We start from the raw sequence: 19116 nt of genomic DNA, 5'->3' as shown, positions 1-19116 counted from the left end.
CGTGCTGGTGCTCACCCCCCGCTCGGCCGAGCTGCACGAGAAGCTGCCGCCGAAACAGGCCGCCGACACCTCCAAGCTGATCCTCTCGCCCATGCCCGGGCTCGTCGTCTCGCTCGACGTCGCCGTCGGCCAGGAGGTCAAGACCGGCGAACAGGTCGCCATCGTCGAGGCCATGAAGATGCAGAACATCATCCGCGCCGAGCGCGACGGAACCGTCAAGACCATCGGAGCCGCCGCAGGCGACTCCGTCGCCGCAGATGAAATCCTTGTGGAGTTTGCCTGATGCACATGTCGATCCAGAGCCGCGTGCAGATCTCGGCCCTCACCCGGCGCTACGGCGTCTCGCCCCGGGCGATCCGGTTCTATGAGGAGGAAGGGCTGATCACCGCCGCCCGCGACCGCCAGAACCGCCGCATCTATGACGCCGACGCCCAGGCCCGGCTGGCCCAGATCGTCGACCTGCGCCGCTGTGGCCTCAGCATCCCGGAGATCCGCGAGGGCCTGGAGCTGCAGGACAGCGGCGCGCCGCCGGAGAACAATCTCGACTATGTCCTGCGCCGGCTGCGCAACCGCCGCAACCAGGTCAGCGCCGAGCTGGAGGCGCTGGACCGCCAGATCGAGACCCTGGCCCGCGACGGCCGCCAGCTGCGGGCGCGCCGCGTCGTCTGACCTACTGCATGTACCAGCCGTGGCTGACCACGATCGACTGACCGGTGAGCGCGTTGGTCGGGAAGCCGGCCAGGAACACCGCCGTGCGGGCCACGTCGTCCACCGTGGTGAACTCGCCGTCCACGGTGTCCTTGAGCATCACCTTCTTGATCACATCCGCCTCGCTGAGGCCTAGGGCCTGGGCCTGTTCAGGGATCTGCTTCTCGACCAGGGGCGTGCGCACGAAGCCCGGGCAGATGAGGTTGGCGCGGACCCCATGGGCGGCGCCCTCCTTGGCCACCACCTTGGTCAGGCCCTCCAGCCCATGCTTGGCGGTGACATAGGGCGCCTTCAGCACCGAAGCCTCCTTGGAGTGGACCGAGCCCATATAGATCACCGTGCCGCCGCGGCCCTGGGCGTACATGTGCTTGAGGCAGGCGCGGGTGGTCAGGAAGGCGCCGTCCAGGTGGATGGCCAGCAGCTTCTTCCAGTCGCTGAACGCGAAGGTCTCCAGCGGTCCGACGATCTGGACGCCGGCGTTGGACACTAGGACGTCGATCCCGCCGAAGCGGGCCGCCGCGGCCTCGATCCCGGCCTCGACCTGGGCCTCGTCGGTGACGTCCATGGCCACGCCCATGGCGCGTTCGCCGGTCGGATCGAACGCCCTGGCGGTGGCGTTGGCGGCGTCGATATTGAGGTCGGCGATGACCACCTTGGCTCCCTCGGCGAGGAAGGCCTTGGCGATGTCCTTGCCGATGCCGCTGGCGGCGCCGGTGACGACGGCGACCTTGTCCTGGAGGCTCATGGATATTCCTTCTTGCTAGGGGGCGCGGTCCGCGGCGGCCGGGGTCACGAAATCGTAGACCTCGACCCCATGGGCGGCCGTGGGCGGGGTCAGCACCTCGGGGTGGGCGAGGGTGGCGAGCGCGTCCCGCCGCCCGGCGAGCCAATGCTCCTCCATGGTCCGGCGGGAGAACTCGTAGTCCTTCGACTGGCCCTCATAGGTGGGCGATCGGTAGACCAACTGAACGATGTTGTAGACGGCCGGATCGGAGGCCTCCGCCAGCAGCCGCGCCTGGGGTGTGGCGGCCAGTTCCGGCGGCATCTGGGCCAGAAGTTCGTTGAAGGTCGCACGGAGGTGCTGAAGCTTGCGGAAGGTGTCCGTCGCCGCGCGCGTGCGGCTGGAGAACTGCACCTCCTTCATCCGCACCGCCACTTCCGACAGGTCGCGGGGCGCCTCGCCGCGGGCGCTCCACAGGTCGACCTGGAAGATCAGGGTGTCGAGGTTGGAGCGCGCCGACAGCACCCAGTCCAGGGGGGTGTTCGAGACCAACCCGCCGTCCCAGTAGAATTCGCCCTCGATCTCCACCGCGTCGAAGGCCGGTGGCAGGGCGCCGCTGGCCATGATGTGCTCGGGGCCGATGGTGTCGATCTCGTTGTCGAAATAGGCGAAATTGCCGGTGCGGACGTTCACCGCGCCGACGCTGAAGCGCATGGCCTTGGCGTTGATCCGGTCGAAATCGACCAGCCGCTCCAGGGTCGGGCGCAGGGCGGCGGTGTCGTACCAGCTGGTGGCGCCGGGGGCGCCCGGCGGGGTCAGATAGGGCGGCGGCAGGCGCGGGGTGAAGAAGCCGGGAACCCCGCTGGCCGCGATCTGCCCCGCCGCCAGCTGGTTCAGCCAGCCCCGGGCGGCGTCGAAGGTCACGAGCTTGGTCCACTGATCGGCCCAGCCGCCGTCCCGCGCCGCGCTGACCTGCTCCCAGAAGGCGCGGAGCTTGGCCACCCGATGCTCGCGCGGATTGCCCGCGATGATCGCGCTGTTGATCGCCCCGATGGAGATGCCGGCGATCCAGGTCGGCTCGACGCCCGCCTCGTGCAGCGCCTCATAGACCCCGGCCTGATAGGCGCCGAGCGCGCCGCCGCCCTGCAGCAGCAGGGCCACGCTCTCGAAGGGCGTGGCGCACGATTTGCGGGTCTCGGGCGGCGCGACGCCGACGCGCCTGGCGTGCGGGTGGCCTTCTTCAGCCGGCGATCGCGGGCTCATCTGAGATCCTCCAGCGCTGCGGTGCGGCTCTCGATGGTGCAGTGCAACATATTTGCGGCCGCATCAAGTCGGCCGAGCTTTGACTGGCTGATGGCCGTAGCCCGCGTTAGGACGCCGAGATGCTGACCTCGCAACGCCCCCTGTTCGAAATCCCCGCCGGGATCGCCTATTTCAACACGGCCTATAACGCCCCGCTGCTGAACGCCTCGCGCGACGCCCTGTTCACGGCCGCAGGCGCCAAGAGCCGGCCCTGGGAGCGCACCCCGGACGACTTCTTCGCCGACGCCGAGCGGGCGCGGGAGCTGGCCGCGGCCCTGTTCGGCGGCGGGGCCGACGGCTGGGCGGTGATCCCGGCGGCGAGCTACGGGGTCAGCGCCGCGGCCCGCGCCATCGAGCCGACCTTGCGGTCCGGCGACCAGATCCTGCTGCTGGACGAGGAGTTTCCCTCCAACGTCCTGCCCTGGCGGCGCACGGCGATGGAGCGTGGCGCGGAGGTGGTCACTGTCCCCACCCCGGCCGACGGCGACTGGACCGCCGCGGTCCTCGCCCACCTCGGATCGCGGGTGAAGGTTGCGGCGATGGCCAACTGCCACTGGACCAACGGCGCGCGGCTGGACCTCGTGGCCATCGGGGCCGCCTGCCGCGCCGCCGGCGCCGCCCTGGTGCTGGACGCCACCCAGAGCCTCGGCGCCCTGCCGCTGGATCTCGAGGCCGTCGCGCCCGACTTCCTGGTGGCCGCCGGCTACAAGTGGCTGCTCGCCCCCTACGGCTTTGGCCTGATGTACGTGGCCCCGGCCTGGCGCGAGGCGCGGCCGCTGGAGGAGACCTGGCTGGTCCGCGACAACGCCAAGGACTTCGCCAACCTGGTCCGCTACAGCGACGCCTACCGCCCCGGCGCGCGGCGCTTCGACGTGGGCGAGACCTGCATCACCACCGTCCTGCCTGGCGCGCTCGCCGCCCTGGAACAGCTCCAGGCCTGGGGCGTGCCGGCCATCGCCGAGGCGCTCGGGGTGGTGAACGCCGAGGTCGCCCAGCGCCTGGAGGCCCTGGGCTTCACCCTTCCGCCAGCAGAGCTGCGCTGCCCGCATATGTTCGGGGCGCGGATGCCGGCGGGGTTCTCAGGCGACCTGGTGAGCGCGCTGCGGGCGAAGAACGTGTTCGTCAGCCAGCGCGGGACATCGGTGAGGTTCGCGCCGCACCTGCATGTGACGGAGGAGGATGTGGGGCAGTTGGTGGAGGCGGTAGAGCAGGTTCTAGGTTGATGTCCTCGGTGTAACAGGCCGGTGATCTAACGAGTGTATAGCTGTCCCATTTCGAGGACAGAGAGATTGGCCCAGGAGCCGAACAGTCAGAGTGGTTCTGAGGTCAAGCCAACGGGCGGGAATACAATCCGCCTTCATCTAGATCGCACAGATGCTGAAGTTCGTCTGAGAGACGGTTTACTTCGTTATGGTCTGCTGTCGGAGCGGCCGCATCCCTCGGCATTAGCCGAAGTAGCGCGAGACTGAGTTCGGGATCCAAAAGCTGGGAGCCGCGCTTCCAACTCAGACCTATAATGTAGGTCAGCAGGCTAAAGTTATGGTCGGCGTTTCGAATTTGATCGGGGCTTAGAGTGGGGCCGCCGCGAGGCGAGCGGATGAGCCATTGCGGCTCTCCGCCTTCCGGCCAATCGAGTTCATGGTGGTCGTGCGCGAGGGTGTTGCGCGTCAGCGCGTACTCGTTGGCGAGTAGCACCGCTTTCGTCAGGAAGGTCTTTCCGACCGGTACCGTGCGGGCAAAGGGGACGCAGGCCATCACCATCGCCGACCTACCGCTGAAGCTGTTCGCAGAGTAAAAGATGGCGTCGGCCATCTGGGGGCTGAGCCCGGCAAGACGTGCGAGCGCCTCGGAGAGGCAACGCTCAAGGTAGCCCCAAGCTGCCATGGTGCGACCGTAGTTCTCATAGAACTCTCGGTTCGCTGGAGCCGTCATCATTTCGTAGTAGTCTGTTATCGCCATGACCGAAAAGCATCCCGAAGACGAACTTGGCGCTTAAGAGCACCTTGATCGTTGCGTGGCGAATGCGCCGAAAATGCCGCCTAAGCCGTACGTTCCGCAAAAAAATTCCGTCAAGCCAAGCCAAGCCAAGCCAAGCCAAGCCAGGCCAGGCCGAAGCTTGCTTGAGCGGGAGGTTCAAACCTACCGGCGCGGCCCATGACCCTGATGAATATTGACACCCGCAACTGCGAAGCAACTTGCCCCATCGCCGCTAACCGGCGCCCAGCCGTTGGATGGTTTTGGAGACTGTGTCGTTCATTAGCGCGACTGGATCGATCCCAACACCGAGAACGGTACGGCAGTGCGGACAAGAGTAGCTGACGCCATTGTACTGAGTCTGGAAACCCACCAATACGTCCACCGCCTCAAGCGAGACCTTGTTTATGGTCTTCTCGCATTTCGGGCACTTGCCAGAGTTGATCATTTCGCTTTCACCTTGTGAGTGGTGAAGCTTCAACCCTAAACTCTAGCCTGTCGAATCCTTAGGAAGGCCGATGCCAGAGCGCCTTACCGTCGCCGCGTGCGAACGGATAATCGTGGCGGCGACCAAGGCTTGCTCGGCTCCCCAGCCGCAGCAGCAGGCGGCATCGATTCCGGAGGCGACCAACTTCGACGCGATCGCGTTAGCGGTAGCTCAACAGAACAACCTCATCGCAGCCATCGCCCTTCTGATCGGCGTCGCCGCCCTAGCCGGCGGGATCGGTTGGGGCATCTGGGTCAAGCTTTGGGCGGAGAACGCTGCTAAGGAGGCTGCAAGGGAATGGATGGAGCGAAACGCGGGCGACCTTATCGCCGAGTTCGCGCCTCCTCTTTATTCCGGCCCCGATGCTGGCGAAGGGGGTCCGCTGACACCAAATCAGCAGGCCGAACAATTGGAGACTGAGGGTGAAAATCCCGCCCAGTGAAGCTCTTGAGAAGGTCAAACGTTACTGGGGCGATGCCCCGGTCGACGTGTTCGCGGCTGCCCGCGACCTTCATTTGGGGCCACTGGTAGACGAAACCTTGCCGAACGAGGTGTCGGGTGCCATCCGACGCTTGGATGACGACAACTGGCAGATTGTGGTGAATGGCCGGCATGCGGTGACGCGCCAGCGATTCACGGTCGCGCATGAAATCGGCCACTTCATTTACCATCGCGCCAAGCTCGAAGCCTGCGACGGAACTAGCGATACTTTGGCGTTCCGGATTGCCGCCAACTACTATCCCAATAAGAATATTGGCCCGCGCGAGGAGTGGCAGGCCAATACGTTCGCGGCAAATTTCCTCATCCCAAACCACGTGCTTAAGGCTGCGCAGTCTCTAGGAATAACTGACGCCGTGGAGTTGGCTCGGCGTTTCCACGTCTCACCGGCCGCAATGAGCATCAAGCTTGGGAGCATCGCTCCGGTCGGCACCGGGTACGACGACGAGCCTGAGGCTCAAGTTGACGCCTATGGCTTTGATCGGAGCTGACGGCGCTTCGCGTGAAGCTTGTGCGCCTTCTGCTTGCTCGTTCGCGGCTCACTAGACCGCCGATAGGTCAGGCGCTCGCCGGTCGTGGCCTTGAGCATCGCGTCGGTACCGATGGCGTCGGTGTCGAGACGGCCGTTGTAATGGTAGCCAGCCGCCCTCACTCCCCCGGCCGATACGTCCGCTCCGTCTTCCCCGTGAGCTGCTCCGGGTAGAAGTACACCTCCCGCAGGGCGCCCTGGCTGTAGCGCAGGGCCTGGTCGTTGAAGTGCTTGGACTCGGGGTCGCCGCTCTCGCCGCCGGCGGTGATGGCGAGGGCCTTGACCTTGGGCCCGAACTCGACGGCGGCGACGAAGCTGTTTCCGCCGGTTCCGTAATAGCGCTTGGTATTTGGGTAGCGCTTGGCGCCGAACGAGGCGAGCGAGCCCCACTGGGCCGAGGTGAAGGGCACGGGGATGCTGGGGCCCGCGTCGTCGAAGGGCTGGACGATGTCGCCGGTCAGGCGCTGGAAGCGGTTGATCTCGCCCCAGGGGGTCTTCCAGGACCCGAAGTCCTGGGTGAGCCGGTCGGCCGCCTTGGCCAGGGCCGTGAGCTTCTGCTCCGGGGTCGTGCGGGTGGCCATGTAGTCATAGACGCTGATCCCGGCGGCCTTAGCGGCGGGACCGGATTCCGCCCAGAGCGCCTCGCCCCAGAACACCGCGAGCGAGGTCTGGGTCGAGGCCGCCGACCAGCGATAGTCCCAGGCGCGCAGGGCGGCGACCTGCTCGGCCAGGCGCACCTTCAGGGGATCCGCCGAGGGCGTGGCGTCATAGGCCTCGACCAGGGCGGGGATCAGGCGGGCGAAGGCCGGCAGGTAGGGGTCGTAGGCGGCTTCGATCAGGGTGGGCAGGGTGAAGTCCTTGCGGGCGGTCAGCACCAGGACGGCGTGGGCGCCGCGCGGGTTGGGGCCGTTGGAATCCATGTAGCGCGGATAGTCGCCGCGCCTGGGGCTGTCGGGTCCCGCCGCCGACCAGGGCCAGTCATTGGTGTTGAACAGCCAGCCGGTCTTCGGGTTGAGCAGGGCCGGGGCCTCGGAGAGCGCGTGCAGGCCCTTCCAGTCCGTGGCGGGGTCGGAGCCGTCCACCGGCTTGGTGTAGTCGAACCGGTCGTCGCGCCTGGGGATGAACTGCGGGTGCAGATAGGCGATCTGGCCCTTGGCGTCGGCGAAGATCGTGTTGTTGGACGAGTTGCCCCGGAGCTCGGCGACCTTGAGGAAGCTGGCATAGTCCGTGGTCTTGGTGCGCAGGAAGGACTGCTGCAGGGCCGCCACCGGGGTGTTCATCAGGGCCGTGGCGATCCACTTGCCGTCCGCCTCGCGCACGATCGGGCCGTGGTGGGTGGCGTAGGTGGTGAAGCTCCGGGTCGCCATGGTCCCGTCGGCGGCCTTGTAGGGCACGGCGATGGTCTTGACGGTGACGGGCCGGGTCTCTGACCCGTAGCGATATGTCAGCTTGTCGCCCGACTTGGCGATGGTCTCGGCGAACTCGTCGACCACGTCAACGCCGCTGGAGGTGTGCATCCAGCCGGCGTGTTCGTTGAAGCCCTGATAGACGAAGAACTGGCCCCAGGTGACCGCGCCATAGGCGTTCAGGCCCTGGCCGCTGGTCACCTGCACCTCGGAGCGGAAGAAGAACGAGGTGTGCGGATTGATCAGCAGCAGGGCCTTGCCGTCCTTGGTGTTGGAGGGCGCGATGGCGAAGCCGTTGGAGCCGGTGGGCTCCTTGAAGGTCGCGCCGGTCTCGTCGGCGGCCAGCGCCACGGCTTTCTTGCCGTAGAAGGCCTCGAGCTGGCTGAGCGACACCCGCTCGACGTCGCCGCCGATGCTGCCTTCCGAGAAACTCAGCGCCATCCAGGGTTCGAAGCGCGTGATGACCCGCGGCGTCACGTTCGGATGGGTGGCGAGGTAGTAGTTCAGCCCGCCGGCCCAGGCGTCCATCAGCTTGCGGAGCCAGGCCGGGCTCCGGGCATACTGCGCCTTCAGCTCGGCGGGATCGATGAACAGCTTCATCCGCAGGTCCTGCCAGATGGCCGACTCGCCCTCGGCCTCGGCCAGGCGGCCCATGGCGTTGATGTAGTTGGTCTCGACCCGGTTGAAATCGTCTTCGGCCTGGGCGTAGACGAGGCCGAACACCGCGTCGGCGTCGGTCTTGCCGGTGATGTGGGCGATGCCCCAGTCGTCGCGGACGATGGTGACATCGGCCGCCTGGCGCTTCCAGGCGGCGAGGTCGTCGGCGGCTTGGGCGTGGCCCGCGCTGGCGAGGACCAGGAACAGAATCAGGCCGAAGGTCCGCAAGGCGCGTTCTCCCTAAACTCAGACCTCGTCGTGACACCATCCTCGAGGAGTCGAGTCCAGAGCCTAGCGGCCGGTGACGACCGGCCGCCGGCTGCCCGTACCGCGTGCTGGACAATGCTCCATTGGCTGACATGCTTCAGACAAGGCGGCCGGACCGCAAGGGGAGAGACGCCATGGAAAGCCTGGTTCGCGGCGCCATCGAGCCGCCGTTGCTGGAACTCACGATCGGTCAGGCGCTGGACGAGGCGGCCCGCCGGTGGGCCGACCGCGAGGCCCTGGTCTGTCCCGCCCAAGGACTGCGCCTGACCTGGGTCCAGCTCCATGCCCGTTGCGAGGCCTTCGCCGCCGGCCTGCTGGCCTGCGGCCTGGCGCCGGGCGACCGGCTGGGGATCTGGTCGCTGAACCGCGCGGAATGGGCGATCACCCAGTTCGCCGCCGCCAAGGCCGGCCTGATCCTGGTGACCATCAATCCGGCCTACCGGCTCTCGGAGTTGGAGTTCGTGCTGAACAAGGTGGCCTGCGCGGGGCTGGTGATCTCGCCGCCGTTCAAGACCAGCGACTATCGCGCGATGATCCGCGCCCTGGCGCCGGAGCTGGACACGAGCGAACCCGGCGCGCTCAAGGCCGCGCGCCTGCCCGATCTGCGCCTGCTGATCGAGATGGGCGAGCCGACCATCCGAGGCGCAGTGGCCCTCGCCGACATTGAGGCGGCGGGCGCGGACCTCGGCGCCCTGAGAGCGGTTGAAGCCGGGCTCTCGCCCTCCGACCCCATCAACATCCAGTTCACCAGCGGCACCACCGGCGCGCCCAAGGGCGTCACGCTGAGCCACCACAACATCCTCAACAACGGCTACCTGGTCGGCCAGGCCCTGAAGCTGACCCCGGACGACCGCATCTGTATCCCGGTGCCGCTCTACCACTGCTTCGGCATGGTGATGGGCGACCTGGCCGCGGTGACCCACGGCGCGGCCATGGTCTATCCCGGCGAAGGTTTCGATCCCCTGGCGACCCTGGAGACGGTGGCGGCCGAGCGCTGCACCGCGCTCTATGGGGTGCCGACCATGTTCATCGCCGAGCTCGACCACCCGCGCTTCGCCGAGTTCGACCTGAGCTCCCTGCGCACCGGAATCATGGCCGGCTCGCCCTGCCCTGTGGAGGTGATGCGCAAGGTCATCGCCCGCATGAACATGGCCGAGGTCACCATCTGCTACGGGATGACCGAGACCAGTCCGGTCAGCTTCCAGAGCAGCGTCGACGATCCCTTGGAGCGCCGTGTCTCCACCGTTGGCCGGGTGCATCCCCACCTCGAGGTGAAGATCGTCGACGAGGCCGGCGACATTGTCCCGCGCGGCGTCTCGGGCGAACTCTGCACCCGGGGCTATTCGGTGATGCTGGGCTATTGGGACGAACCCGGCCAGACCGCCGCGGTCAAGGACGCCGAGGGCTGGATGCATAGCGGCGACCTCGCCACCCTGGACGAGCAGGGCTATGGCAACATCGTCGGGCGCATCAAGGACATGGTGATCCGCGGCGGGGAGAACCTCTATCCGCGCGAGATCGAGGAGTACCTCTATCGCCATCCGGCGATCCAGGACGTCCAGGTGTTCGGCGTGCCCGACAGCCGCTACGGCGAGGAGCTCTGCGCCTGGGTGATCCTGACGGCAGGCGAGACGCTGACCGACGATGAACTGCGGGCGTTCTGCCAGGGCCAGATCGCCCACCAGAAGGTCCCGCGCCATGTCCGGTTCGTGACCGAGTTCCCGATGACAGTGACCGGCAAGGTCCAGAAGTTCGTCATGCGCGAGGCGATGATGCGTGAGCTGGGCGTGAGCGCCGAACAGACCGCCTAGGCTCGACAAGCCGCCATCGGGATGGTGATCCTGCGCCCGGTCATTCAGCGGCGAAGGGGCGAGACGTCATGGCAGCGGAAGCTCAGTACTGGCTGGTGAAGTCCGAGCCGGACACCTATTCGTTCGACGACCTGGTGCGCGATGGCGGGACCGTGTGGGACGGTGTGCGGAACAACACCGCGGCGCTCAACCTGAAGGCCATGAAGGTGGGCGACCAGGTGCTGTTCTACCATTCGGGCGCGGGTCCCGCCGCGGTGGGCCTGGCCAAGGTGACCAAGGAGGCCTTCCCCGATCCCGGCGACGCCTCCGGGCGGTTCGTGGCGGTGGAGATCGCTCCGGTCGGTCCCCTCAAGCGACCGGTGAGTCTGGCGGAGGTCAAGGCTCGCCCTGAGCTTGCCGAGATGAAGATCGTCCGCCAGTCGCGGCTCTCGGTGTCGCCGGTCACGGCCAGGGAATGGGCGACCATGCTGGCCATGGCTGGATAGCCGCGCCAATCGCGGCGAAGAGGCTTCACTTTGGAAGCGCGGGGTGGTCTTAGGGCGCGGAAGCCGTGTCGCTTCCCCTAAGTCAACATCGCGGGCGAGAATGACCCAGTCCCTACCCGACCTGTTGCGCGCCAATGTCCGTTTCCTGGGGCGCATCCTGGGCGACGTGATCCGCGCCGAAGACGGCGAGGCCGTGTTCAGCCAGATCGAGGAGATCCGCCAGGCGTCGGTCGGCTTCCATCGGGAGGGCACGGAGGCGGCCGCCAAGCTGATGGCCGACCGGCTGGGAGGGCTGAGCCCGCCGGACACTGTGCGCTTCGCCCATTCGTTCGCCTGCTTCCTGCAGATCACCAATATCGCCGAGGACCAGATTCAGCGCCGCCGTGGACGCGGGGGCGACACGCGATCCGACACCCTGGCCGGGGCGCTGCGGGTGCTGAAGGCCCAGGGCGTCGGCGTCGACCAGGTGATGGCGTTGCTGGAGGGTGCGCTGGTGGCGCCGGTGATCACCGCCCACCCGAGCGAGGTGCGGCGCAAGAGCATCCTCGACCGCCAGGGCGCGATCGCCGACGACCTCGACGCCTACGACCAGGCTCATGCCGACACCGACCGCGCGCGGCTCGAGCGCGAACTGATGCGCCAGGTGGCGATCTTCTGGCGCACCCGGCTGCTGCGGAACGTCAAGCTGGGGGTCGGCGACGAGATCGAGAACGCCGTCTCCTATTTCGAGCGCAGCTTCCTGCCGGAACTGCCCAGGCTCTACGCCCACTGGCTGGAGGTGTTGGGCGAGCCAGATCGCCTGCCGTCCTTCCTGCGGGTCGGGTCCTGGGTGGGCGGCGACCGCGACGGCAATCCCAACGTGACCGAGGCGGTGATGCGCCAGGCCATGGCGCGGCAATCGCGGGCGGCGCTGCGCATGTACCTGGATCGCATCCACCAGCTGGGCGCGGAGCTGTCGATCTCCGCCAGCCTGGCCGGCGTCACGCCGGAGCTGCAGGCCTTGGCCGACGCCTCCCCGGACCCCTCGCCGCACCGGGCCGATGAGCCCTATCGCCGGGCGCTCACCAACATCTATGCGCGGCTGGCGGCGACCTATCCGCTGCTGACCGGGGAGCCGCCCGCGCGGCGCGCCGCCGGACCCGCCCAGCCCTATGACGGTCCCGACGCCCTGCGCGGCGACTTGCAGACGGTGCTGGACAGTCTCCTGACCCGCCATGGTCCGTCCTTCGCCCGCGGCCCGCTGCCGGACCTGATCCGCGCGGTGGAGATCTTCGGCTTCCACCTGGCCCGGCTCGACCTGCGTCAGAACTCGGCGGTGCACGCGCGGGTGGTCGCCGAGCTGCTGAAGGGCGCCGCGGTCTGCGCGGACTATGAGGCGCTGGACGAGGATGCACGCTGCGAGCTGTTGCTGGCCGAGCTGTCGCATGGGCGCCTGCTGCACACGCCCTTCGCCGACTACAGCGAGGAGACTCGGCGGGAGTACGACATCCTGACCGCCGCCGCCGATCTGAAGCACTTCTACGGCCGCGACGCGATCCGCGCACACATCGTCTCCAACACCACCTCGATCTCGGACCTGCTGGAGGTCTATCTGCTGCTCAAGGAGGTCGGGCTGTTCACGCCGGGCGACCCGGCGCGGACCCAGGTGTTCGCCGAGCCGCTGTTCGAGACTATCGCCGACCTGCGCGCCGCGCCCGACATCATGCGCCGCTATCTGGCCCTGCCGTTGATCCGCCAGCTGGTCGGGCCGGTGGGCATCCAGGAGGTGATGATCGGCTATTCGGACTCCAACAAGGACGGCAGCTACCTGACCTCCACCTGGGAGCTGCACCAGGCCTCGCTGGCCCTGGCCGAGGTCATGCGTGACTCCGGCCTGCGCCTGCAGCTGTTCCACGGCCGGGGCGGGGCGGTGGGGCGCGGCGGCGGTTCCAGCTTCGACGCCCTGCTGGCCCAGCCCCAGGGCACCATCGCCGGCCGCATCCGCATCACCGAGCAGGGCGAGGTGGTGGCCAACAAGTACGCCGATCCCGAGCTGGCGCGGCAGAGCCTCGAGACCCTGGCCGCTGGGGTGGTTCTGGCCTCCCTGCGCAAGCCGGCCAAGTCGGAACTGGCGGCGCCGCACGCCGGGATCATGGACGGTCTGGCGCGGGAGGCGATGTCGGCCTACCGCGCTCTGGTCTACGAGACGCCGGGCTTCGTGGACTATTTCTTCGCCGCCACCCCGATCAGCGAGATCGCCGACCTGAACATCGGCAGCCGGCCGACCTCGCGCCAGGCCAAGCGCAGCATCGAGGGGCTGCGGGCCATTCCCTGGGTGTTCTCCTGGTCGCAGTCGCGCGCCCTGCTGCCCGGCTGGTACGGATTCGGCTCGGCGGTGGCTCGTTCGGGCGCGCCGATCGAGAAGCTGGCCGAGCTGCACGAGACTTGGCCGTTCTTCTCGTCGGCCCTGGCCAATATGGAAATGGTGCTGGCCAAGGGCGACATGGCCATCGCCGGCCGCTACGCCGGCCTGGTGGAGGATCGCGCCCTGGCCGACCACGTGTTCGGCGAGATCCGCGCCGAGTGGGACCGCACTGTCGAGGCGCTGCTGGCGATCACCGGGCAATCCGCCCTGCTGGAGAAGAACCCGGACCTGGCCGCGGTCATCCGCTCGCGCCTGCCCTATATCGATCCGCTGAACCACCTGCAGATCGAACTGATCCGCCGCCGCCGGGCCGGCGAAGACACCGAGGCGGTGCGCGACGGCATCCACCTGACCATCAACGGCATCGCCGCGGGCCTGCGCAACACGGGCTAGGCGGCTAGCGTTCCCCGGCCATGGCCATCACGTTCTCGCGCCCCGCGGGCGTGGCCGGTTCGGCGATCGAGGCGGGTATGCGCGAGGGCCTGTAGAGCGCCCGCAGTTCTGGGTCGATGAGGCCGTGCTGGCGGTCGGTAGGCCAGTCCTCGCGGTCGAACATCACCTGCACGGCCATGCCGGTGATGGTGGCCAGCACCCGCCGCGCCGCGTGCGCGCGGTCGACGCCGGCGACCAGTTCACCCCGCGCGTTCAGGTCGTCGAGGATCCTCAGGATGTTGCCGCGCGTGCGCAGGACGCAGTTGCGTTGCGCCTCGGCGATGTCCGGGTCCGAGACCGCCTTGGCCCAGAAGGCCAGCCAGATGCTCCATTCGGTGAGCCGGTCGTCGTCCAGCGGCATGATCTCGGCCAGATAGGCCTTGAGGTCGCCCGTGGCGGCCAGGGCGCTTTCCGCGCGGCTCGTCGCCCGCTCTATGGCGGCCGTATAGGTAAGGTGCAGCAGCTCCTTCTTGTTGTGGAAATAGTGCGACACGATGGCGGTGCTGCAGCCCGCTCCCTCGGCCACGTCGCGCACCGTCACCGCATCCAAACCGGCCTTGGCGGTGAGCCGCATGGCGACATCGACGACCTGTTGTCGTCTAGCATGATGATGAACAGAAATTGCCATTGACGATTCCATATAACGCTTGTTATATAACAACTGTAACATAACAAAAACACACAAGGGAGAACGTTCGAAGATGGCCTGCATCCCCAACTGATTCCGGGACGTCCCGCGACGCCACTCGTCGCGACGCCCGACACCGTTCCTCCCCAAACCCACCGAAGCCGGCCCCCGGCGCGGAAGCCTCTTCCGCGCGCTGGAGACCTGCGCCTAGCCAGAGCATTCGAGCCAGATCATGCGAGCCACCCGAGCCTTCCTGAAGACCATGGATGAATGGCCGCTGTCCCAGGCGGCCACCAACTTCCTGGTCGGCAGCGAGTTCGGCCACGTCATCGAGGGCGAGGTCGTCGCCTCGGCGTCGGGTGAGACCATGGCCCTCTACGATCCGGCCACCGGCCTGGAATTCGCCCGCTGTGCGGCCGGCGGTGTCGAGGACGTGGATCGCGCCGTGCGCTCGGCGCGCCAGGCTTTCGAGGACGGTCGCTGGCGCAACCTGGATGCGCAGGAAAAGGAGCGCCGCCTGCGCCGCCTGTCCGTCCTGCTCGGCCAGAGCCGCGATCTGCTGTCGGACCTGGATGTCCTCGACGGCGGGGTGGTCCAGGCCTATTCGGCCTTCATCGTCCAGTTCGGCATCGATACGGTCGACTATTATTCCGGCTGGCCCACCAAGCTGCACGGCTCCATGCCGGCCGCGCCGCACGACGTGGTGGTGCAGCAGGTGCGCGAACCGGTCGGCGTCTGCGCCGTCATCTCGCCTTGGAACGGACCTTCGGCCGCGCCCTGCGGCATCGTTCCGGCTTTGGCCTGCGGCAACAGCGTGGTGCTGAAGCCCGCCGAACAGACCCCGCTCACCGCCATCGTCGTCGCCAAGCTCTGCCTGGAGGCCGGCATCCCCCCCGGCGTGGTCAATGTGGTCCACGGGGTCGGCGAGATCGTCGGTGCGGCCCTGGTGGCCCATCCGCAGGTCGACGCGATCAGCTTCACGGGCTCCGGCGAGACCGGCCGCCGGATCCAGGCCGCCGCGGCGCCGACCCTGAAGCGCCTGAGCATGGAGCTGGGCGGCAAGAGCCCGCAGATCGTGTTCGACGACGCCGACCTGGACGCGGCGGCCGCCACCATCACCGGCGCCGCATGGGGCCATTCGGGCCAGGTCTGCACCGCCGGAACCCGCGTCTTGATCCAGCGGGGAATCCACGACGAACTGGTGGCCGCCATGGTCGAGAAATCCCGGTCGATCAAGATCGGCTCCGGCTTCCGCGCCGACACCCAGATGGGCCCGTTGATCTCGCAGGAGCAGCTCGACCGCGTCAGCCGCTATGTGGGCCTGGGCCGGGCCGAAGGCGCCCATGTCGCCCTCGGCGGCGCTCGGCAGGGCGACGCGGGCTACTTCCACCAGCCGACCATCTTCACCGGCGTCGACAATCGCATGACCATCGCGCGGGAAGAGATCTTCGGCCCCGTGATGAGCGTCATCCCATTCGACACCGAGGAGGAGGCGATCGCCATCGCCAACGACACCGAGTACGGCCTCGCCGCCGGGGTCTGGACGCGGGATCTGTCGCGCGCCCATCGGGCCAGCCAGGCGCTTCGCGTCGGTACGGTCTGGGTGAACACCTATCAGCGGGTCAATCCATCCATCCCCTATGGCGGGGTCAAGCAATCCGGCTACGGCCGCAGCCTCGGCGCGGCGTCGATCGACCACTACACCGAGTTGAAATCGGTATGGCTCAAGATCAGATAAAAAACGAATTGAAGCCCTCGTAGAAGGGTCTCAAATCAGGGAGAGAAAGACGTGTCTTTGGAAAAGACGGTTCAAGAACTCAAGGATCGCGTCGACATACTTGAGACGATGTACGAGTATTGCCGGCACGCCGACAACCTCGATCCAGCGTCGATGGTGGCGTTGTTCGTCGACGACTGTGTCGCCAACTTCGTGCCCGGTAGCGACGAGTACACGCTCCGCGGCAAGGCGCAGCTCGGCAAGATGCTGAGCGACGCCCTGGGGGTCACCGTCAGCGGCAGCCACCACATCAGCAACGCCGAGATCCGGTTCGACACGCCCGACCAGGTCACCTTCCACAGCTACATGTACTCGTGGCAGCGCTTCACGGGCTTTCCGGCCACCGCCGACTGCCACCGCTGGGGGCGCTACGAGAACCGCTTCGTGCGCACGCCGGCCGGCTGGCGCATCTCGCGGCTGAAGCTGATCTCCGCCGGCGAATACGGCGGCGCCCGGATCGGCGAACAGCTCGGACGTCCATTCCCACCAACCTTCGACTAACGGCGCGGCGCGACCGCGGCGACCGACGAACACAAGAAAATTCAGGGGGAGGAAACCACAATGACCCGCAACACAGGCGCCCAGCGCACACGACTAGGATCAATCGGCCGCGCCCAGGCGCTGCTACTTTCGGCCTCGACCGTCGCCTTCCTGGCGGCCAGTCCCGCCGTGGCCCTGGCCGACGAGGCCCCGGCCGCCACGGCGCTGGAGGAGATCATCGTCACCGCCCGCAAGCGCGACGAGAACATCCAAAATATCCCGGTCGCGGTGACCGCCATCTCCGGCGAACAGCTCGACCACTTCGCGCTGCGGTCCATCGAGGAGATCGCCGCGACCATGCCCCAGCTCTCGGTCACCCGCGGCAGCAGCGGCAGCGGCGCCACCATCAGCCTGCGCGGCATCGGCTCGTCCTTCACCAGCATCGGCATCGAGCAGTCGGTCGCGGTGAACGTGGACGGGGTCTATTATGGCCAGGGCCGGATCATCAACGAGGGCTTCTTCGACATGAAGCAGGTGGAGGTTCTGAAGGGACCTCAGGCCCTGTTCTTCGGCAAGAACGCCACCGCCGGCGTGCTGTCCTTCACTTCCGCCAATCCGGGTTCGGAGTTCGAGGCCCTCGGCCGCCTCTCCTATGAGTTCAACTCGAAGACCCCTGCCATCGAGGCCATGGTTTCGGGCCCGATCACCGACACCTTCGGCATGCGCCTGGCCGTGCGGGCCTCCAACATGCAGGGCGGCTATGTCGAGAACCTGGCGCCGGCGACCTCGCTGACCACCTTGAACGTCAACACCTTCGCGGCGACCCCGCACGCCTCGCCCGCGCCCCAGAAGGATATTCCCGGGGAGCGGGATATCGTGGCCCGCCTCACCGCCCAATGGATCCCCAGCGAACAGTTCAGCCTGACGCTGAAGGCGGCGGTCGATCGCTACCGGGTCACCGACGCCACCTGGAACAATGAGATGGTCTCGTGCCCCAAGGGTACGGCCCAGGTTCAGCCCGGGGCGGCTTGCGACAAGAACTGGAAGATCCAGCAGAACGACGTGCCCGCCGATATCGCGGCCACCAATTCGCTGCTCGGCCGTCACGGCGGCGAGCTCTACCAGGACTACGACTCCTACTCCCTCACCGGGATCGCCGACTACAACACCGACGCGGTGTCCCTGACGGCCGTCACCGGCTTCCACCACTTCGTGAACTACTTCCTGGGCGACTACGATTTCACCGGCGCGGCCAACGGCGGCACCTGGGGTTCGGAGCGGTCGGAATACCGAGCCTTCTCCGAGGAAATCCGCGCCCAGACCCAGCTGGACTCGCCGCTCAACTTCATGGTCGGCGTCTACTACCAGAACACCAAGCTGAACTTCGACCAGCAGATCATCTTCCCGGGCGCCCTGGAGGATCCGACGGCCCCGGCCGGGCTGCGCTACATCACCCTGCGCAAGCTGTCCCAGACCGACGGCACCACCTTCGCCGGCTTCGGCCAGGCGATCTGGAAGATCAACGACGCCTGGGAACTGACCGTGGGCGCGCGCTACACCCACGAGACCAAGGACTCGGTGTTCAACCAGCCCTATGTGGTCAGCCTCTACCGGGGCGTATTCCGCCAAAACGCGCCGATCAACGGCGACCAGACCTTTGACAACCTGTCGCCCGAAGCGGCCATCACCTGGAAGCCGGCTGAGAACCTGATGGTCTTCGCGGCCTATAAGCAGGGCTTCAAGTCAGGGGGCTTCTCGATCAGCGCCCTCAACAGCGCGGTGGGCAACACCACGGCCGCGGACCTGGCCTTCAGCCCCGAAAAGCCCGAGGGCTTCGAGGGCGGCGCGCGCGCCACGCTGCTGGACGGCACGCTGCGGGTCGCGATCGACGCCTATCACTACAAGTACTCTGACTTCCAGATCGACTATTTCGACGCCACCAAGATCCAGTACATCACCAAGAACGCCGGCGCGGCGGTCACCAAGGGCGTCGAGATCCAGGGCGAATGGGCTCCGCAGTTCACCCGCGGTCTGACCCTGCGCGGGACCCTGGCCTACAATAAGTCGCGCTATGAGGACTTCGGCGGTGCGCCCTGCTACGGGGGCCAGACAATCGCCGAGGGCTGTACGGTCGTCGCCGGCCGCACGGTGCAGGACCTCAGCGGCAAGTCCACGGCCGCGGCGCCAAAATGGACCGGCGCCATCCAGGCCGACTACGAGTCGCAAGCCTTCAACGGCATGGTCTTCGGGGCCTCGGCCAACCTGCGCTTCAGCAGCAGCTATCTGGGCGGGCCGTTCGGCAATCCCAACGGCCGTCAGGAGGCCTATTCGGTGTTCGACGCCTCCCTGCGCCTGTCCGACGAGGATGGACGCTGGGACGTCGCTCTGATCGGCAAGAACCTGACCGACGAGTATGTGCTCACCTCACTTGGGGATGCGCCGAGCTCAGGCAGCGGCACGGGCACGGCCGGCGGGATACACTCCGACCTGATCGGCACGCCCAATCCGCCGCGCACGATCGCGCTACAGTTCACGCTCCGCCACTGAGGC

General features: G+C 67.2%; 16 protein-coding genes. 11 read left to right on the top strand and 5 right to left on the bottom strand.

Features of this window, described 5'->3' with window-relative positions; genetic code table 11:
* Together V6M51_RS21670 and V6M51_RS21665 are read left to right on the top strand one after the other, a co-directional pair.
* A partial coding sequence (locus V6M51_RS21670) for an acetyl-CoA carboxylase biotin carboxyl carrier protein subunit (RefSeq protein ID WP_332770315.1) occupies positions 1 to 283 on the top strand: 283 nt, incomplete at its 5' end.
* Positions 283 to 669, top strand: coding sequence for a MerR family transcriptional regulator (locus V6M51_RS21665; protein WP_332770314.1), 387 nt, complete (start codon positions 283 to 285; stop codon positions 667 to 669). The genes V6M51_RS21670 and V6M51_RS21665, both read left to right, overlap by 1 nt.
* 1 nt (position 670) lies before the next feature.
* On the opposite strand, the gene V6M51_RS21660 is transcribed toward V6M51_RS21665, so the two are convergent.
* Together V6M51_RS21660 and V6M51_RS21655 are read right to left on the bottom strand one after the other, a co-directional pair.
* Complete coding sequence (locus V6M51_RS21660; RefSeq protein ID WP_332770313.1) at positions 671 to 1453, bottom strand: 3-hydroxybutyrate dehydrogenase; 783 nt, start codon at positions 1451 to 1453, stop codon at positions 671 to 673.
* Between the two features lie 15 nt (positions 1454 to 1468).
* The gene (locus V6M51_RS21655; protein ID WP_332770312.1) at positions 1469 to 2692 is read right to left on the bottom strand and encodes a patatin-like phospholipase family protein; all 1224 of its coding nucleotides are present in this window, start codon (positions 2690 to 2692) and stop codon (positions 1469 to 1471) included.
* 119 nt (positions 2693 to 2811) lie between these two features.
* On the opposite strand from V6M51_RS21655, the gene V6M51_RS21650 reads away from it, so the two are divergent.
* Complete coding sequence (locus V6M51_RS21650; protein WP_332770311.1) at positions 2812 to 3954, top strand: aminotransferase class V-fold PLP-dependent enzyme; 1143 nt, start codon at positions 2812 to 2814, stop codon at positions 3952 to 3954.
* 103 nt (positions 3955 to 4057) lie between these two features.
* Here the strand turns inward: V6M51_RS21650 and V6M51_RS21645 are convergent, their stop codons facing one another.
* Positions 4058 to 4690 carry a hypothetical protein gene (locus V6M51_RS21645; RefSeq protein WP_332770310.1) on the bottom strand — a complete coding sequence of 211 codons (633 nt, stop codon included), beginning with the start codon at positions 4688 to 4690 and terminating at the stop codon, positions 4058 to 4060.
* A 533-nt stretch (positions 4691 to 5223) separates the two neighbouring features.
* Between V6M51_RS21645 and V6M51_RS21640 the strand changes: the two genes are divergently transcribed.
* Positions 5224 to 5634: a hypothetical protein gene (locus tag V6M51_RS21640; protein ID WP_332770309.1), complete on the top strand. Its 411-nt coding sequence runs from the start codon at positions 5224 to 5226 to the stop codon at positions 5632 to 5634.
* Positions 5615 to 6181 (top strand): ImmA/IrrE family metallo-endopeptidase, encoded by a 567-nt coding sequence (locus V6M51_RS21635; RefSeq protein ID WP_332770308.1) that lies wholly within the window; start codon positions 5615 to 5617, stop codon positions 6179 to 6181. Before V6M51_RS21640 ends, V6M51_RS21635 begins: the two co-directional genes overlap by 20 nt.
* Before the next feature lie 157 nt (positions 6182 to 6338).
* Here V6M51_RS21635 and V6M51_RS21630 read toward each other — a convergent pair whose 3' ends face one another.
* The gene (locus tag V6M51_RS21630; protein ID WP_332770307.1) at positions 6339 to 8510 is read right to left on the bottom strand and encodes an acylase; all 2172 of its coding nucleotides are present in this window, start codon (positions 8508 to 8510) and stop codon (positions 6339 to 6341) included.
* A 173-nt stretch (positions 8511 to 8683) separates the two neighbouring features.
* Here V6M51_RS21630 and V6M51_RS21625 point away from each other — a divergent pair, with 173 nt between their 5' ends.
* The 3 genes from V6M51_RS21625 to ppc all read left to right on the top strand — a co-directional run bounded on the left by V6M51_RS21625 (position 8684) and on the right by ppc (position 13642).
* Positions 8684 to 10360, top strand: a complete 1677-nt coding sequence (locus tag V6M51_RS21625) for an AMP-binding protein (protein ID WP_332770306.1) — start codon at positions 8684 to 8686, stop codon at positions 10358 to 10360.
* Between the two features lie 68 nt (positions 10361 to 10428).
* Positions 10429 to 10845, top strand: coding sequence for an EVE domain-containing protein (locus tag V6M51_RS21620; RefSeq protein ID WP_332770305.1), 417 nt, complete (start codon positions 10429 to 10431; stop codon positions 10843 to 10845).
* A 100-nt stretch (positions 10846 to 10945) separates the two neighbouring features.
* Complete coding sequence (gene ppc / locus V6M51_RS21615) at positions 10946 to 13642, top strand: phosphoenolpyruvate carboxylase (RefSeq protein ID WP_332770304.1); 2697 nt, start codon at positions 10946 to 10948, stop codon at positions 13640 to 13642.
* Between the two features lie 4 nt (positions 13643 to 13646).
* On the opposite strand, the gene V6M51_RS21610 is transcribed toward ppc, so the two are convergent.
* Entirely contained in the window at positions 13647 to 14255 is a 609-nt protein-coding gene (locus V6M51_RS21610) for a TetR/AcrR family transcriptional regulator (protein ID WP_332770303.1), read from the bottom strand.
* Between the two features lie 286 nt (positions 14256 to 14541).
* Here V6M51_RS21610 and V6M51_RS21605 point away from each other — a divergent pair, with 286 nt between their 5' ends.
* From V6M51_RS21605 to V6M51_RS21595, 3 genes are read left to right on the top strand one after another with little or no spacing between them, the layout of a single operon-like run.
* Positions 14542 to 16047 (top strand): aldehyde dehydrogenase family protein, encoded by a 1506-nt coding sequence (locus V6M51_RS21605; RefSeq protein ID WP_332770302.1) that lies wholly within the window; start codon positions 14542 to 14544, stop codon positions 16045 to 16047.
* A 51-nt stretch (positions 16048 to 16098) separates the two neighbouring features.
* Positions 16099 to 16587: a nuclear transport factor 2 family protein gene (locus V6M51_RS21600; protein WP_305673535.1), complete on the top strand. Its 489-nt coding sequence runs from the start codon at positions 16099 to 16101 to the stop codon at positions 16585 to 16587.
* A 60-nt stretch (positions 16588 to 16647) separates the two neighbouring features.
* Positions 16648 to 19113, top strand: coding sequence for a TonB-dependent receptor (locus V6M51_RS21595; protein WP_332770301.1), 2466 nt, complete (start codon positions 16648 to 16650; stop codon positions 19111 to 19113).
* Positions 19114 to 19116: the final 3 nt, after the last annotated feature.

It is taken from the genome of Phenylobacterium sp. (assembly GCF_036677185.1).
GTDB lineage: Bacteria > Pseudomonadota > Alphaproteobacteria > Caulobacterales > Caulobacteraceae > Phenylobacterium.
This window is presented reverse-complemented; position numbering and strand designations above follow the sequence as displayed.